This window comes from Pseudomonas guariconensis, assembly GCF_900102675.1.
Taxonomy (GTDB): Bacteria; Pseudomonadota; Gammaproteobacteria; order Pseudomonadales; family Pseudomonadaceae; genus Aquipseudomonas; species Aquipseudomonas guariconensis.
This window is the reverse complement of record NZ_FMYX01000003.1, coordinates 128,008-143,589: the sequence shown is the minus strand read 5'-3', so window position 1 is coordinate 143,589 and position 15,582 is coordinate 128,008. Positions and strand designations below refer to the sequence as shown.

General features: G+C 63.8%; 14 protein-coding genes. 5 read left to right on the top strand and 9 right to left on the bottom strand.

From position 1 onward, the window contains the following. Nucleotides 1-210: 210 nt before the first annotated feature. Nucleotides 211-1,287 carry an S-methyl-5-thioribose-1-phosphate isomerase gene (gene mtnA, locus BLS27_RS05975; protein ID WP_090343669.1) on the bottom strand — a complete coding sequence of 359 codons (1,077 nt, stop codon included), beginning with the start codon at nt 1,285-1,287 and terminating at the stop codon, nt 211-213. A gap of 109 nt (nt 1,288-1,396) precedes the next feature. On the opposite strand from mtnA, the gene BLS27_RS05970 reads away from it, so the two are divergent. The 4 genes from BLS27_RS05970 (at nt 1,397) to BLS27_RS05955 (ending at nt 4,965) form a co-directional block, all read left to right on the top strand. Further along, on the top strand, nt 1,397-2,719 hold the full coding sequence (locus BLS27_RS05970; RefSeq protein ID WP_043206594.1) for a TRZ/ATZ family hydrolase: 1,323 nt from the start codon (nt 1,397-1,399) through the stop codon (nt 2,717-2,719). Nucleotides 2,720-2,780: 61 nt separating this feature from the next. Further along, nucleotides 2,781-3,479, top strand: coding sequence for a bifunctional 2-polyprenyl-6-hydroxyphenol methylase/3-demethylubiquinol 3-O-methyltransferase UbiG (ubiG, locus tag BLS27_RS05965; protein ID WP_043206595.1), 699 nt, complete (start codon nt 2,781-2,783; stop codon nt 3,477-3,479). Nucleotides 3,480-3,481: 2 nt separating this feature from the next. Beyond that, nucleotides 3,482-4,153, top strand: a complete 672-nt coding sequence (gene mupP, locus BLS27_RS05960) for an N-acetylmuramic acid 6-phosphate phosphatase MupP (protein WP_043206596.1) — start codon at nt 3,482-3,484, stop codon at nt 4,151-4,153. 71 nt (nt 4,154-4,224) lie between these two features. After that, a complete protein-coding gene (locus BLS27_RS05955; protein WP_043206597.1) occupies nt 4,225-4,965 on the top strand; it encodes a YciK family oxidoreductase in 741 nt (246 codons plus the stop codon). A 105-nt stretch (nt 4,966-5,070) separates the two neighbouring features. Here the strand turns inward: BLS27_RS05955 and BLS27_RS05950 are convergent, their stop codons facing one another. The 7 genes from BLS27_RS05950 to BLS27_RS05920 all read right to left on the bottom strand — a co-directional run bounded on the left by BLS27_RS05950 (nt 5,071) and on the right by BLS27_RS05920 (nt 12,904). Further along, nucleotides 5,071-5,856, bottom strand: coding sequence for an iron-containing redox enzyme family protein (locus BLS27_RS05950; RefSeq protein WP_043206598.1), 786 nt, complete (start codon nt 5,854-5,856; stop codon nt 5,071-5,073). A gap of 43 nt (nt 5,857-5,899) precedes the next feature. Further along, nucleotides 5,900-8,356, bottom strand: a complete 2,457-nt coding sequence (locus BLS27_RS05945) for an EAL domain-containing protein (RefSeq protein ID WP_090343667.1) — start codon at nt 8,354-8,356, stop codon at nt 5,900-5,902. Nucleotides 8,357-8,567: 211 nt separating this feature from the next. Further along, on the bottom strand, nt 8,568-10,400 hold the full coding sequence (locus tag BLS27_RS05940) for an ABC transporter ATP-binding protein (protein WP_043206600.1): 1,833 nt from the start codon (nt 10,398-10,400) through the stop codon (nt 8,568-8,570). After that, on the bottom strand, nt 10,393-11,025 hold the full coding sequence (locus BLS27_RS05935) for a DsbA family protein (RefSeq protein ID WP_090343665.1): 633 nt from the start codon (nt 11,023-11,025) through the stop codon (nt 10,393-10,395). Before BLS27_RS05935 ends, BLS27_RS05940 begins: the two co-directional genes overlap by 8 nt. Nucleotides 11,026-11,028: 3 nt before the next feature. Beyond that, nucleotides 11,029-11,961 (bottom strand): oxygen-dependent tRNA uridine(34) hydroxylase TrhO, encoded by a 933-nt coding sequence (gene trhO / locus BLS27_RS05930; RefSeq protein ID WP_043206602.1) that lies wholly within the window; start codon nt 11,959-11,961, stop codon nt 11,029-11,031. Nucleotides 11,962-12,077: 116 nt separating this feature from the next. Beyond that, nucleotides 12,078-12,374: a BolA family protein gene (locus BLS27_RS05925; protein WP_043206603.1), complete on the bottom strand. Its 297-nt coding sequence runs from the start codon at nt 12,372-12,374 to the stop codon at nt 12,078-12,080. A gap of 11 nt (nt 12,375-12,385) precedes the next feature. Further along, the gene (locus BLS27_RS05920; RefSeq protein WP_043206604.1) at nt 12,386-12,904 is read right to left on the bottom strand and encodes a DUF2059 domain-containing protein; all 519 of its coding nucleotides are present in this window, start codon (nt 12,902-12,904) and stop codon (nt 12,386-12,388) included. Nucleotides 12,905-13,061: 157 nt separating this feature from the next. Here BLS27_RS05920 and BLS27_RS05915 point away from each other — a divergent pair, with 157 nt between their 5' ends. Continuing rightward, nucleotides 13,062-14,456 carry a class II fumarate hydratase gene (locus BLS27_RS05915; protein WP_070573107.1) on the top strand — a complete coding sequence of 465 codons (1,395 nt, stop codon included), beginning with the start codon at nt 13,062-13,064 and terminating at the stop codon, nt 14,454-14,456. A gap of 65 nt (nt 14,457-14,521) precedes the next feature. Here BLS27_RS05915 and BLS27_RS05910 read toward each other — a convergent pair whose 3' ends face one another. Then, on the bottom strand, nt 14,522-15,484 hold the full coding sequence (locus BLS27_RS05910) for a DMT family transporter (protein ID WP_090343663.1): 963 nt from the start codon (nt 15,482-15,484) through the stop codon (nt 14,522-14,524). Between the last annotated feature and the right edge of the window lie 98 nt (nt 15,485-15,582).

Here is a 15,582-nt window from a genome sequence, read left to right as displayed (position 1 = left end):
CCGCACGCAAAGGGGTGCGACGACTTACGACAAATCAATGAGTTGAGCCATGGATCTGCGCAATGAAGGCCGCTTCAACGAGCGGCCCTGGAAACTGCCGGATGGTATCACAAAGGCGTGGGGCGTGGGAGATATGGCAGGTTGCCGCTGCGCCTGTAAAAACGCCGTTTTTCCTGCCCCACGATGAGGCCATCGTAAAATCCTGAACGATCAGTGCAAACGCTTGCGACAAATCAACTGGGCAATCTTGGCGGTATCAGGCCGCTCTACCACGCCTCGCTCGGTCACGATCACATCGACCAGGTCCGCTGGCGTCACATCGAATACCGGATTGAACACCTCCACCTCGGCTGCCACACGGTTACCCGCCACATCCAGCAGCTCGTCGGCCTCGCGCTCCTCGAGGGGAATGTCCTCGCCGGTAGCCAGGTTCAGGTCGATGGTGGTGCTCGGCGCCACCACCATGAAGCGCACGCCATGGTGCATGGCCGCGACCGCCAGTTGGTAAGTCCCGATCTTGCCAGCCACATCGCCATTGGAGGCGATGCAGTCAGCGCCCACCACCACCCAGGTGATGCCCTTGGTCTTCATCAGGTGGGCCATCGCCGAATCCGCGCACAGGGTCGCCGGGATGCCTTCGTGGGCCAGCTCCCAGGCGGTGATGCGCGAGCCGTGCAGCCAGGGCCGGGTTTCGCCGGCGTAGACCCGCTCCACCATGCCTTCGAGGTAGGCCGCGCGGATCACCCCCAGCGCAGTGCCGAAGCCGCCAGTGGCCAAGGCACCAGCGTTGCCGTAGGTGAGGATGGTCTGCGCGTTGCCCTGCTGGCGGCGAATCAGCTCCAGGCCGTGCTGGGCCATGGTCAGGTTGGCTTCGCGGTCGCTTTCATGGATTGCCACCGCTTCGGCCTCCATGACCGCCAGCACGTCTTCATCCGCACGCAGACGCTGCAGACGCTCGCGCATGCGGTTGAGCGACCAGAACAGGTTGGCCGCCGTAGGCCGGGCTTCGGCAAGGGCGAGGAAATCTTCCTCCAGCGCGTGCTCCCAGTCCTCCCCCTCGGCCAGGCGCTGGCGCAAGGCAAGCACCAGGCCGTAGGCGGCGCTGATGCCAATGGCCGGCGCACCGCGCACCGCCATCTGGCGGATCGCGTCGACCACCGCCGTCACGTCGGTGCAGGCCAACCAATGCTCACGAACAGGCAGCAGGCGCTGGTCGAGCAGATGCAAGGTGCCATTACGCCACTGGATGCCGGTCACCTTCTCCGCCGCCAAAAGTCGCTCGCGCATCGCCTCTCCCCGTCGTTCGCTGATCAAAAGCGGCCGATTATAGCGAGCCTCAGCCCTGGACGCTCGGGTATACTGCGCGCTTGACTCAACCGAACCAGGTGCCCTTCGCATGCCCACAGCCCCCTCCCCCCTCGACCTGCTGCTCGTACCGGGCTGGCTGGTCCCCGTGGAGCCGGCCGGCGTGGTACTCAAGGAGCACGCCCTGGGCATCCGTGACGGGCTGATCGCCTGGCTCGGCCCGCGTGAACGGGCACCGGCTGCACGGGAAGTACGCGAGCTGCCCGACTGTCTGCTGTGCCCCGGCCTGATCAACGCCCATGGCCACGCCGCCATGACCCTGCTGCGCGGGCTGGCCGACGACCTGCCGTTGATGACCTGGCTCAAAGAGCACATCTGGCCGGCCGAAGGCCGCTGGGTGGATGAAGCCTTCGTGCGCGATGGCACGGACCTGGCCATCGCCGAGCAGCTCAAGGGCGGCATCACCTGCTTTGCCGATATGTATTTCTTCCCGCGGGAGGCCTGCGACCGAGTGCACCGCAGCGGTATTCGCGCCCAGATCGCCGTGCCTTTGCTGGATTTCCCCGTCCCTGGCGCCCGCACGCCCGACGAAGGCCTGCACCTGGCCATCGAGCTGTTCGATGACCTGCGCCACCACCCACGCATCAGTGTCGCCTTGGGGCCTCACGCGCCCTATACGGTCAGCGATCAGAGCCTTGAGAAGATCCGCGTGATCGCCGACCAGCTCGACGCCCCGCTGCACATGCATATCCACGAGACCGCCGGCGAAGTCGAACAAGCCCTGGCCGAGAACGGCGAGCGCCCGTTGGCGCGCCTGGCCCGTCTCGGCCTGCTGGGCCCAAGGCTGCAGGCGGTGCACATGACCCAGATCAGCGACGATGACCTCACTCTGTTGGTAGAAAGCGACACCAGCGTTGTCCATTGCCCCGAATCCAACCTCAAGCTGGCCAGTGGCTTCTGCCCGGTGGAACGGCTATGGCAGGCCGGGGTCAACGTGGCGGTCGGCACCGACGGTGCAGCCAGCAACAACGACCTGGATCTGCTCGGCGAAACCCGCACCGCGGCCCTGCTGGCCAAGGCGGTCGCCGGCTCCGCCACAGCCCTGGATGCCCACCGAGCCCTGCGCATGGCCACCTTGAATGGTGCCCGCGCCCTGGGTCTTGAGGCGGTCACCGGCTCGCTGGAGCTGGGCAAGGCCGCTGACCTGGTGGCTTTCGACCTCTCGGGGCTGGCCCAGCAGCCCGTGCACGACCCGGTTTCGCAACTGATTTACGCCACAGGCCGCGACTGCGCACGGCATGTCTGGGTCGCCGGCCACCAACTGCTCGACGACCGACGCCTGACGCAGATGGACGAACAAGCTTTGACGACCACGGCCCGCGCCTGGGGCGCGCGCATCGCAGGCCACGAATGACGGCCGCAAGCCTTGGGTTTGCGCCTGTAACACTTTTATCGAAGATTCAGAGGATTGTTCCATGAGCAACGTCGACCACGCCGAAATCGCCAAGTTCGAAGCCCTGGCTCACCGCTGGTGGGACCGCGAGAGCGAGTTCAAGCCGCTGCACGACATCAACCCGCTGCGGGTCAACTGGATCGACGAGCGCGTGGGCCTGGCCGGTAAGAAGGTGCTGGACGTCGGCTGCGGCGGCGGCATCCTCAGCGAAGCCATGGCCCTGCGTGGCGCCAGCGTCACCGGCATCGACATGGGCGAGGCACCATTGGCCGTGGCCCAACTGCACCAGCTGGAGTCCGGCGTCGAGGTCGAATACCGCCGCATCACCGCCGAAGAGATGGCCGAGGAAATGGCCGGGCAGTTCGACGTGGTCACCTGCCTTGAAATGCTCGAACACGTGCCTGACCCCTCCTCGGTGATTCGCGCCTGCCATCGCCTGGTCAAGCCGGGCGGCCAGGTCTTCTTCTCGACCATCAACCGCAACCCCAAGGCCTACCTGCTGGCGATCATCGGTGCCGAGTACGTGCTCAAGATGCTGCCGCGCGGCACCCACGACTTCAAGAAGTTCATCCGCCCGTCGGAGCTGGGCGCCTGGAGCCGCGTCGCGGGCCTCGAGGTGAAAGACATCATCGGCCTGACCTACAACCCGCTGACCAAGCACTACAAGCTCAGCAGCGACGTCGACGTCAACTACATGATCCAGACCCTGCGCGAGGAATGAGCATGCGTTTGCGAGCAGTACTCTTCGACATGGACGGCACCCTGCTGGACACGGCGCCGGATTTCATTGCCATCTGCCAGGCCATGCTGGCCGACCGTGGCCTGCCGGCCATCGATGACCAGCGCATTCGCGACGTGATTTCCGGCGGCGCCCGGGCCATGGTCGCGGCCACCTTCGCCATGGACCCGGACGCAGAAGGCTTCGAAGCCCTGCGCCTGGAATTCCTCGAGCGCTACCAGCGCGACTGCGCGGTGCACAGCAAGCTGTTCGACGGCATGGCCGAGCTGCTCGAGGACATCGAGAAAGGCAACCTGCTGTGGGGCGTGGTCACCAACAAGCCCGTGCGCTTCGCCGAGCCGATCATGCAGCGCCTGGGCCTGGCCGAGCGCTCGGCCCTGCTCATCTGCCCGGACCACGTGAAAAACAGCAAGCCCGACCCCGAGCCGCTGATTCTCGCCTGCAAGACCCTGAACCTGGACCCGGCCAGTGTCCTGTTCGTCGGCGATGACCTGCGCGACATCGAGTCCGGCCGTGATGCCGGTACCCGCACGGCGGCGGTGCGCTATGGCTATATTCATCCTCAGGACAATCCCAACAACTGGGGAGCAGACGTGGTGGTGGACCACCCCCTGGAACTGCGCAAGGTGATCGACAGCGCGCTGTGCGGCTGCTGACCTGATACAACCGGGTTTGGGGAGGGCATAGCGCTCCCCGTTGATCGCAACTGACTTCAAAGGACCGACCGATGTACGACTACACCGCCCGCCCCGACCTGCTCAAAGGCCGGATCATTCTGGTCACAGGCGCTGGCCGTGGTATCGGTGCTGCCGCCGCCAAGGCCTATGCCGCCCTGGGGGCGACCGTGCTGTTGCTGGGCAAGACCGAGGCCAACCTCAACGAGGTCTACGACCAGATCGAGGCGGCCGGCCATCCGCAACCGGTAGTGATCCCGTTCAACCTCGAGACCGCCCTGCCCCACCAGTACAACGAACTGGCCGTGATGATCGAAGAGCAGTTCGGCCGCCTCGACGGCCTGCTCAACAATGCCTCGATCATCGGCCCGCGCACACCGCTGGAGCAGCTTTCGGGCGAGAACTTCATGCGCGTGATGCACATAAACGTCAATGCCACCTTCATGCTGACCAGCACGCTGTTGCCGCTGCTCAAACTGTCGGAGGACGCGTCGGTGGTGTTCACCTCCAGCAGCGTCGGGCGCAAGGGCCGCGCATACTGGGGCGCCTATGGTGTCTCGAAGTTTGCCACCGAAGGGCTGATGCAGACCCTGGCCGACGAACTGGACGGCGTAGCGCCGGTGCGCGCCAACAGCATCAACCCTGGCGCCACCCGCACCGCGATGCGTGCCCAGGCCTACCCGAGCGAGAACCCGCAGAACAATCCGCTGCCCGAAGAGATCATGCCGCTGTACTTGTATCTGATGGGTCCTGACAGTGCCGGGGTGAACGGGCAGGCGTTCGACGCCCAGTAACTGGGCCGTCCAGCCTGACACGATCAGAGACCAGGCCAGCTCCTACAGGTAACGTGTTGCCCCTGTAAGAGCTGGCGCAGCCTGCGATGGGCAAGCCCCCAGACCTTACCCTATGGCCAGCGCCGGCCGCAGACGCCCTGGCTGACGATGCTCCAGCTGCATGCATCGCTCCAGGAACAGGAACATGCAGTCATAGCTTTTGCAGATCGTCCTGCGCAGCTCGGCCCGCAAGCCCGGAGTCGGGTGCTCGCCAGCCAACGTACAGATGATCTCCAGCGCCTCCCACGGGTGCGCATCATCGTATTGAGCATGCATCTTCAGCCATTTCATCGCGCGCTTGCGGATGTCCTCGGGGAAGCTCAAGGCATAGGTGTCGGTGGAACACACCAGCGCCGCCCACTCACCTGTCGCGCCTTCGATCGCATAGTTGGTCGCGGCCATCGACAGCGCCAGCGACTCGGTGGCACAAACCCGCCAGCACCAGTCATTGAGGCCATTGAGCTCCGGCGGGACCTCCTGGGCCTGCAGGTCAGCCAAGGTGATCCCGTGGGCCTGGCACCAGTGCAGCCAGTAGTCGGCGTGGTTGAGCTCGACGCGGATGTTGCGCATCAGCCAGCGCCTCGCCATGTCTTCGCCTGGGTGCCGGGCAAAGCGGGTCTTGGTCAGGTTGTGGGCCATATAGAGGGAGAACTGCTCGACCACCGGCCAGCCACCGATCAGGTACTGGCGGATGGTGGCCTGCTTGAGCTGGCCGTCGCGCAAGCGCTGGTAGAACTCATGCTCCACCACCCGCCGCTTGCTTTCGCGGCACTCTTCGATCAATTGCTGAGCCCAATCGGGGTAACTGGCGGCATCCATCAATGGGCCGATTCGTACGAAGGTATCAATCACTTTCTGCTCCTTGAATCCATGTGATTTCCGGACGACACCTTCTTCAACGAAAGGTCCCAGGCGCCCGGTGCAACAGGGGCCTTGCGGCTATTCGTTGGCGTTGCAGGCTGTCGCAGGTGAACACCTGCGGCCGCTCGATGAGGTAACCCTGGGCATAATCCACGCCGATCTCCTGCAACGCCTGTTCAATCAACGGCGTTTCGACGAATTCGGCAATGGTCCGTTTGCCCATCACATGCCCGATATGATTGATCACCTCGACCATGGCGCGGTTGATCGGATCGTCGAGCATGTCTTTTACGAAACTTCCGTCGATCTTCAGGAAGTCTACAGGCAAATGTTTTAAATACGCGAATGACGACATACCCGCGCAGAAGTCATCCAACGAGAACTTGCAGCCCAGCCCCTTCAACTCGTTGATAAAACGAATCGCACTGCCCAGGTTGGCGATGGCGCTGGTTTCGGTGATCTCGAAACAGACCAGCCGCGGTGGAATCGAATACTCGCCAAACAATGAGCGCAGGTACTCCAGGAACTTGTCGTCGCCAATGCTCGATCCGGATAAGTTGATCGCGCACATGGCCAGCGGCCCTTCCCTGCCTTCGTCCAGGCATTGGCGAATGACCTGGAACACGTTGCGCACCACCCAGCGATCCAGGGCAGTCATCAAGCCGTAGCGTTCGGCGGCCGGAATAAAGGTGCTGGGCAGGATGGTGCGGCCGCTTTCATCGTGCAGGCGCAGCAGGATCTCCAGATGGCCAGGCCCTTCCATAGACGAAAGCGGCGCGATTTCCTGGGCATAGAGGCAGAAGCGATTCTCCTCCAAGGCTACGTGCAGACGCTGGATCCACGCCATTTCGCCAAAGCGCAGGGACAGTTCAGTGTCATCGGCGTGGTACACCTGGACCCGGTTGCGGCCTTTCTCCTTGGCCATGTAGCAGGCCATGTCGGCCGCGCGCAGCGAGGCTTCCAGGGTGCCGGCCGGTTGGGCGATATGCACAAGGCCCACACTCACGGTGGTGACGAACGGCCGGCCTTTCCACACAAAATGTAGGCTCTGCACGGTCTGGCGCAGTTGCTCGGCAATACGCTCGGCCTGTTCGGGCGGGCAGTTCTCCAGCAGCACGCCGAACTCGTCGCCCCCCAGCCGCGCCAAAGTGTCCCCCTCACGCAGGCCAGCCTGCAATACCGCGCAAATGTGGCGCAACAACTCATCGCCAGCGGCATGGCCGCTGGTGTCGTTGACCAGCTTGAACTGGTCCAGGTCCAGGAACATCAGCGAATGCCGCCCGGGCTGGCGTGCCAGGCTGTTGAGGGCCTGCTCGAGGCGATACTCGAACTCGCGGCGGTTGGCCAGGCCCGTCAAAGCGTCGTGAGTCGCCTGCCAGGAGAGGCTGGCGATGTACTGGCGCTCCTGGGTCATGTCATGCAACGCCAGCACCAGGCCACTGACCTGGCCATCGCTGACGATCGGCGAGCCGACCAGGTTGATCGACACCGTGCTGCCATCAAGCCGCTGTATCAGCCGGGCATGCTCGGAGCCACCCTTGAGACTGCCGCTGAGCACCTGCTCGACCAGGGTGCGGTTGTCGTGCTCGGCATGCTCGTCCACCAGGCTGAACAACGCCGCCAGCGGCATGCCCTGGGCCTGGCTGGCCTGCCAGTGGGTGAGCAGCTCGGCGGCCGGGTTCATGTAGACGATGCAGCCTTCGACGTCAGTGGTAATCACCGCATCGCCAATGGACTGCAAGGTGATCTGCGCCCGCTCCCGTTCGGCCTGCAGGGCCTGGGCAAACGCTTGGCGCTGGGCCAGCAGCTTGCTCGAACGACGCCAGGCGATACTGATGAGAAACAGCGCCGTCGCCAGGTTGGTGATCATCAGCATCCTGAGCAACATCCGCGACCCTTCGCCCAGTGCATCGCTGAAGGCCTTGGCCGCCGGGGTCACACCCTCGTTGATGGAGACGATGCGCGCACGCCAGAGGTCCACGTCGCCGGCAGTGACCTCTCCAGTGACAAACCCCTCGCGCATCTCCCGAGCCACGTCATCGAGCAAGCGCAGATAGTTATCGCCGATGTCCCAATAGGCGATGGCGGTTTCCATATAGCTGACGTGGCGAAAATTGCGGTAGAACCAGATGATCCGGGAGGCATCGTCCGGGTGGTTGCCGCCTTGCAGGACACCTTTGCGCGCCGCCTCAATGTCAGGATCGGGTCGGTCCAGCGCCAGACGCAGCTGGTAGTCACCCTTGGGCACGTCGATTGCCTGCAGGTAACGCTGGTAAGAACGTTCGTCACGGGTATCGGCGTACAGGCTCAGGTAGTAGATGGCGTCCTTCTGGGCCTTGGACCACAGGCTTTCGCCTGCCACATAGGCGCGTACGGCAGACAATGCGTAGAGACTCATGCTGCCCAACAGCATCTGGAAAATCACAACGGCGATGAAGGGCCAGATGATGCCCAGCAGCCTTGGCGCTTCGAGAGTCCGATTTCCCTTCATGTAATCCCTGTCACTGAGCAGAAAGGCGCATGTCGACCCAGACAAGCACAGCGTAGGTCATTTGCCAGCGGGACGACGGGGTTTTTGATGGGAATTGAAGTGGATTACCGCGTTACCGGTAATGGCCTGGATCAAGCGTTGCTGGGCAATGGCACCGGCCGTGGCAGTGCTCGCGACGAGGCGCGCTTTCCCGCAGCGCCCCCAGGCACGTTCAGCTCTGCTGCAAATGCCCATACAGCTTGGCGTACAACCCGCCCTCGGCAATCAACTGCTGGTGACCGCCATCCTCGGCCACATGCCCGCCATCGAACACCAGCACCCGGTCTGCCTGTTTCACCGCCGACAGCCGGTGGGCGATGATCAATGTGGTACGGCCATTGAGAAACCGCGCCATGGCCTGATGCAGGTTGTATTCGGTGGCAGCGTCCAGGGCCGAGGTGGCCTCGTCGAGAATCACCACCTTGGGCTCGGCGAGGATCATTCGGGCAATGGCCAGGCGCTGGCGCTGGCCACCGGACAGACGGACGCCGGAGCGCCCCACCACGCTGTCCAGGCCCTGGGGCAGCGCGGCGATGGTGGCATCGAGCTGGGCGATGCGCAGAGCCTGCCAGCAGGCCTCGTCGGTGCAGTCACGGCCCAGCGTCAGGTTGGCGCGCACGCTATCGTTGAACAGCGATGGGTGCTGTAGCACCACCGCGACATTCTCGCGCAGCGCCTCAAGGCCGATCTCCTGAAGGCTCGCCCCACCGAAGCGGATGGTCCCGGCCTGGGCGCTGTACAGGCCCAGCAGCAGCTGTACCAAGGTGCTCTTGCCGCCACCGCTGGCCCCGACGATAGCCACTTTCTCGCCCGGGGCGATGGAAAGATCCAGATGCTCGAGCACAGGCTCGTCGGCATAGGCAAAGCGCAGGTCGCGCACTTCGATGCCGACCGTGTCGCGCCCGGCGAAGGGGTCGACCGCCGCCGGATACTGCGGCTCGTCGGCCCGCGCCAGCAGCTCATTGAGCCGGCTCAGGGCGCCGCCGGCGGCATAGTAGGCGTATTGCAGATTGAGCAGTTGCTCCACCGGCCCGATCATGAACCACAAGTAGCTGAATACAGCCAGCATCTGGCCAATGGACAGGTCGGAGAACAGCACCGTGAGCATGGCCGCGGCGCGGAAGATATCGATACCGAACTGGAACAACAGCCCGCTGGCACGACCGCTGGCGTCGCTCTTCCACTGCGAGGCCACGGCATAGTCGCGCACTTCCCGGGCACGCAGCCCGAGGCGACCGAGAAAATAACCCTGACGGTTGCCGGCGCGGATCTCCTGAATGGCGTCCAGGGTCTCGGCCAAAGCCTGGGTAAAGCGTGCGGTGCTGTCGTTTTCGAGCTTCTTCAGGTGCTTGACCCGCTTGCCCAGTTGCACGGTGAAGTAGATCACCAGTGGGTTGAACAGCAGGATCAACAGTGCCAGCTGCCAGTGCATCCAGATCAGGATGGCGGCCGTACCGGTCAAGGTCAGGACGGCCACCAGGAAGCGGCTCAAGGTCTCGCCGACGAACTTGTCCAGGGTGTCCAGGTCAGTCACCAGATGCGTGGTCACGGTGCCGCTGCCCAGGCTTTCGTATTCCTTGAGGGAGATCCGCTTGAGCCGTTCGATCAGGCGAATGCGCAGGCGGTAGACGATGTCCTTGGCAAGGCCCGCGAACAACTTGGCCTGCAACACGTTGAAGGCCAGTGCAGCCAGGCGCAGGCCAAGGGTCGCGATCAGCATCAGGCCGATGTAGCCGGCCGCCACCTGCCAGTTGTCCGGCAGGAAGCGGTTCATCCACTTGAGCGCCGCATCGCCATGGCCGAGCAACACTTCGTCCACCAGCAATGGCAGCAGCAAAGGGATCGGCACGCTGCACAAAGCTGCGAGCACGGCCACAAGGTTGGCGGACCACAGGGCCTTCTTGTGATGCAACGCCAGGCGGCGGATCTCCGCCCAGCTCAGACGATCGGCCACGGCGGGGGCCTTCCCCGGCACAGGGTCGGATGACCCTGGCAGGTCAAGCACAGGCGGCCTGCTGCAGCCAGCGGCCGAGCAAGGGTTGCAGCCGGTCCAGCGGCTGGTAGCCGTTGGTCAGCAAGGCCAGCTGGCCGTTGCGCTCGGCCAGCAGCGTCGGAAAGCCGGCAATGCCCAGGTCCTGCACCCAACTGAAATCGGCCGCGGTGGCGGCACGGGTATCGGCCCGGGAAAACGCCTCGGCGAAATGACCTCGGTCAAAACCTGCCTGCTCGGCAAGCTCCACCAGTTGCGGAGCGCGGGTAACGTCCACCCCCTGCTCGTAGAACGCCCGCTGAATCAATCCCAGCAGAGACCAGACCCGCTCGGCGTCCAGCTCGCGCGCTGCCACCAGGGCGCGGCAAGCGGGCTCGGTGTCGTAGACGAAGCCGTCCGGCATGGCACCTTCGAAGCGAAACGCCTGGCCGGTGGCTTCGGCCACCGCCTGCCAATGTTCGAGGATGTAGCGACGGGTCGAGGCATCCAGGGCGCTGCTGCCCGAGCGCAGGCCACCCAGCACTAGGCGCGTCGGCACGCCAGCCTCACGCGCCTGGGCGATCAACGCCTCGGCCACCGGGGCGAAGCCCCAGCACCAGGAACACATCGGGTCCATCACATACAGCAGGCGTGCGGACATGCATCAAGCCTCGGCTTTGTAGTTGTAACCGATCGGGTGGGGCTGGTTGCGCGCCTTGGCCAGTTCGATCTGCTTCTGCCGGTCGATGGCGCTGCGCCGGGTCTTCTCGCTCAGGCTGTCCCAGCAATGCGGGCAGCTCACGCCTGGCGAATAGTGCTCGGACGCACGGTCCTCCACGCTGATCGGGTGGCGGCAGGCATGGCACTGGTCGTATTCGCCCTCGGTCAGGTCATGACGCACCGTGACGCGATTGTCGAAGACGAAGCAGTCGCCATCCCACAGGCTCTGCTCCTGAGGCACTTCCTCGAAGTACTTCAGGATCCCACCCTTAAGATGATAGACCTCCTCGAAGCCTTCACCGAGCATGTAGCTGGAGGCTTTTTCGCAACGGATGCCGCCGGTGCAGAACATCGCAACCTTTTTGTGCTTGCTCGGATCGAAGTTGGCCTTGATGTAGTCGGGAAACTGGCGGAAGGTCTCGGTCTTCGGATCGATGGCGCCCTTGAACGTGCCGATGGCCACTTCGTAGTCGTTGCGGGTGTCGATCAGCAGCACTTCCGGGTCGCTGATCAGGGCGTTCCAGTCCTTGGGCTCGACGTAGGTACCGACCTTGTGGTTCGGGTCCACGCCCGGCACGCCCAGGGTGACGATCTCTTTCTTGAGCTTGACCTTGGTGCGGTAGAACGGCTGCTCGTCGCAGTAGGATTCCTTGTGGTCGATATCGACCAGGCGCGGGTCGTTGCGCAGCCAGGTGAGCAGCCCGTCGATACCTTCACGGGTGCCCGAGACAGTACCGTTGATGCCTTCCAGGGCCAACAGCAAGGTGCCTTTGACGCCGTTGTCGACCATGGTCTGGAGCAGCGGCTCGCGCAGCTCGACGTAGTCTTCCAGAGTGACGAACTTGTACAAGGCCGCCACGACGATAGCTTGGGACATGAAACAACTCTCCAGGTGGTCACCCTCGTAAGGGGCGGACCGGGTTTGACAAAAAGCAGGGGGCCGCTGTAGCGGCCCCCGGATGACGCGGATTGTACCAGAACGACGGAAGGGATTCAGTGCCCCCCGCCGGCACAGACCGGGGAGGCCGGCGCCGCACCGACTTTGGCCCATTCCTCGGATGTATAGGTATGGATCGCCAGGGCGTGGATCTGGCCCATCAGCTCACCCATGGTGGCGTAGACCTTCTGGTGGCGCTTGACGCTATTGAGTCCGGCGAACTGCTCGCTGACGATCACCGCCTTGTAGTGGGTCTCCTGGCCACGGCTATGCATGTGGCTCTCGTTGAGCACCTCAAGGTGCGCCGGGGCCAGGGCGGCCAACTGCTGTTCGATGCGTTGCTGCATGTTCATCGGGGCGTCACTCACTTCTTGGCTGGGGCCTTGCCGGCGTTCGGGTCCAGTTCCTTGGTCATGTCGTCAAGCAGCTTGTTGACCACTGGCACCGCCGGCTCCAGGCTCTGCTGGGTCAGCTGGGCCGACTGCTGGGTCACGCGGGGCATCTCGCGCAGGACCTTCTTGCCCAGCGACGATTCGTAGAATTTGACCAGGTCCTTGAGCTCCTGCTCGGTGAAGGTCTGGGTATACAGGTCGACCATCTTCGGCTTGATCTTCTTCCAGCCGATGGCGTTGTCCAGGGCGGCATTGGCCTTGGCCTGGTAGCTGTCGAGCACGTTTTTCTTGGACTCAGGCGCTTTGGTCTGGGCGAAACGCTGGGCGAACATCTGCTGGACTTGCATGTACACCGGGGTGCCCAGCTTGTCGGCATTGACCAGAGTCAGGAATTTCTCGGCGGCAGCGTTGTGGCTGGCAGTGGCGGCGAGTACCTGGCCGCTGGCGCAAGCCAGGACGACGGCGGCACAGAGGACGCGAAGACGAGTCATTGCATTTCCTTCATGAAAGAAAGGGAGGCGGGTACCTCGGGGAGAGCATTCTGCGCCGTGGCGCCATAGTGCTCAAGTGGCATGACGAGCGACGGAACCGCTCGAGCGAATCAGGGCCTAAACTGCGGTTTCGGACTGACAAAGGAGTGAACGCAGCATGAGCCGTATCGAGACAGACAGCCTGGGCCCGGTCGAAGTTCCAGAGGACGCCTACTGGGGCGCGCAGACCCAGCGTTCGCTGATCAACTTCGCCATCGGCAAGGAGCGCATGCCCCTGGCTGTACTGCACGCCCTGGCGCTGATCAAGAAAGCTGCAGCGCGGGTCAACGACCGCAATGGCGACCTGCCGGCCGACATCGCCCGTCTTATCGAACAGGCCGCCGATGAAGTGCTCCAAGGCGAACATGACGACCAGTTCCCGCTCGTCGTCTGGCAGACCGGCAGCGGCACCCAGAGCAACATGAACGTCAACGAAGTCATCGCCGGGCGCGCCAACGAGCTGGCCGGCAAGGGTCGAGGCGGCAAGGCGCCGGTACACCCCAACGACCACGTCAACCGCTCGCAGAGCTCCAACGACTGCTTCCCCACCGCCATGCACATCGCCGCTGCACAGGCCGTGCACGACAAACTGCTGCCAGCGATCGCCGAACTCTCGGCGGGACTGGCCGAGCTGTCGGCGCGTCACCAGCACCTGGTCAAGACCGGCCGTACCCACATGATGGACGCCACACCCATCACCTTCGGCCAGGAAGTCTCGGCGTTCGTCGCCCAGCTTGACTATGCCCAGCGCGCCATTCGTGCCAGCCTGCCGGCAGTGTGCGAGCTGGCCCAGGGCGGGACTGCGGTCGGTACCGGGCTCAATGCTCCGCACGGCTTCGCCGAAGCCATCGCCGCAGAGCTGGCGGCGCTTTCGGGCCTGCCCTTCGTCACCGCACCGAACAAGTTCGCCGCCCTGGCCGGCCATGAGCCGCTGACCACCCTGGCCGGCGCCCTCAAGACCCTGGCCGTGGCCTTGATGAAAATCGCCAACGACCTGCGCCTGCTCGGCTCCGGCCCACGGGCGGGGCTCGCCGAAGTACGCCTGCCGGCCAACGAACCGGGCAGTTCGATCATGCCCGGCAAGGTCAACCCGACCCAATGCGAGGCCTTGTCGATGCTTGCCTGCCAGGTGCTGGGCAACGACGCGGCGATCGGCTTTGCCGCCAGCCAAGGGCATCTGCAGTTGAACGTGTTCAAGCCGGTGATCATCCACAACCTGCTGCAATCGATCGAGTTGCTGGCCGACGGCTGCCGCAACTTCCAGCAGCACTGCGTGGCCGGGATCGAGCCGGATGCCGAGCAGATGGCCGCGCATCTGGAGCGAGGGCTGATGCTGGTCACCGCGCTCAACCCGCACATCGGTTACGACAAGGCTGCCGAGATCGCCAAGAAGGCCTACAGCGAGGGCAAGACACTGCGTGAGGCGGCGCTTGAGCTCAAGTACCTGACCAACGAGCAGTTCGACCAATGGGTGCGGCCAGAGAACATGCTGGCGCCCGGTGCAAAAGGCTGACCGTCAGTCCATGCAGCCCCGTTTGCGCCAGCTCTTTTACGGGAGCTGGCGCAGCCACGTCTGGTTCACTGAACCTGTGCCAATCGCGCACGCCGCGCACGCCAGCCGGCCATCAATGAAGGTCCCAACGCCACGAGGGCCGACCCCACCACCACCGTCACCGCCCCGACGTATCCCAGGGCGTTGATGTCTTCGGCCTGGACATAATCCGGCCACAGCACGGCCGCCGCGGCCACGGCGAGGAAAGTCACCAAAGGTGTGAGCGCCAAGGTCGCGCTCACTCGCGAGGCCTCCCAATGGGCCAGCGCCTCGGCGAACGCTCCGTACGCCACCAGGGTATTGAGGCAACACGCCAGCAACAGCCAGCCTTGCAGCGGGCTCAACTGCAATGCCTCCAATGGATGCGCCCAGGGCATCAGCAACAGCGCACAGCTCAGGTACATCACCATCATCACCTGCTGTGAATGCCACACCGTGAGCAGTTGCTTCTGGCTCAGGGCATAGAACACCCAGATGCTCGTGGCCAGCAGAATGGTCAACACGCCGGTGGTATAAACGCCCAACGAGGTCAGCAGCTCTTCGAGCCGCTGGTTGAAGAACAGCCCGAATCCAGCCAGCAGCACCAACAACCCAAGCCCCTGTCCCAGGCTGAAGCGCTCCTTGAAGACGAACACGCTGGCCACCAGCAACAACACCGGGCCAATCTGCACCACCAATTGTGCGGTGCCAGGGCTGAGCAGGTTGAGCCCGATTAGGTACAGCACGTAATTGCCCATCAGGCCGAAGACTGCCACGGCGATCAGGCCTGCGCCCTTGCGTCCAAGTTTGCGGACAGCCGGCAAGCGCCGATTGACCGCCAGCCAGGCGAACAGCAGGCAGCCAGAAACCGTGAGGCGATACCAGGTGACGGTGATCGGGTCCATCACCTGCAGGACTTGCTTGAGCTTGATCGGCAGAATGCCCCAGAGAAACGCGGTCAGCAGTGCCAGGAACAGGCCGTAGCCCCAGCGTCCGGAAGAAATGTGCATAGCGTCCTCGAATCAGGCCCTGCGGGTGGGGGTACTGGAAATTCTAAGGGCTTGGAGTACAGGGCTGGGGAAAAGTCGCGGGAAAAGAATTCATCGGG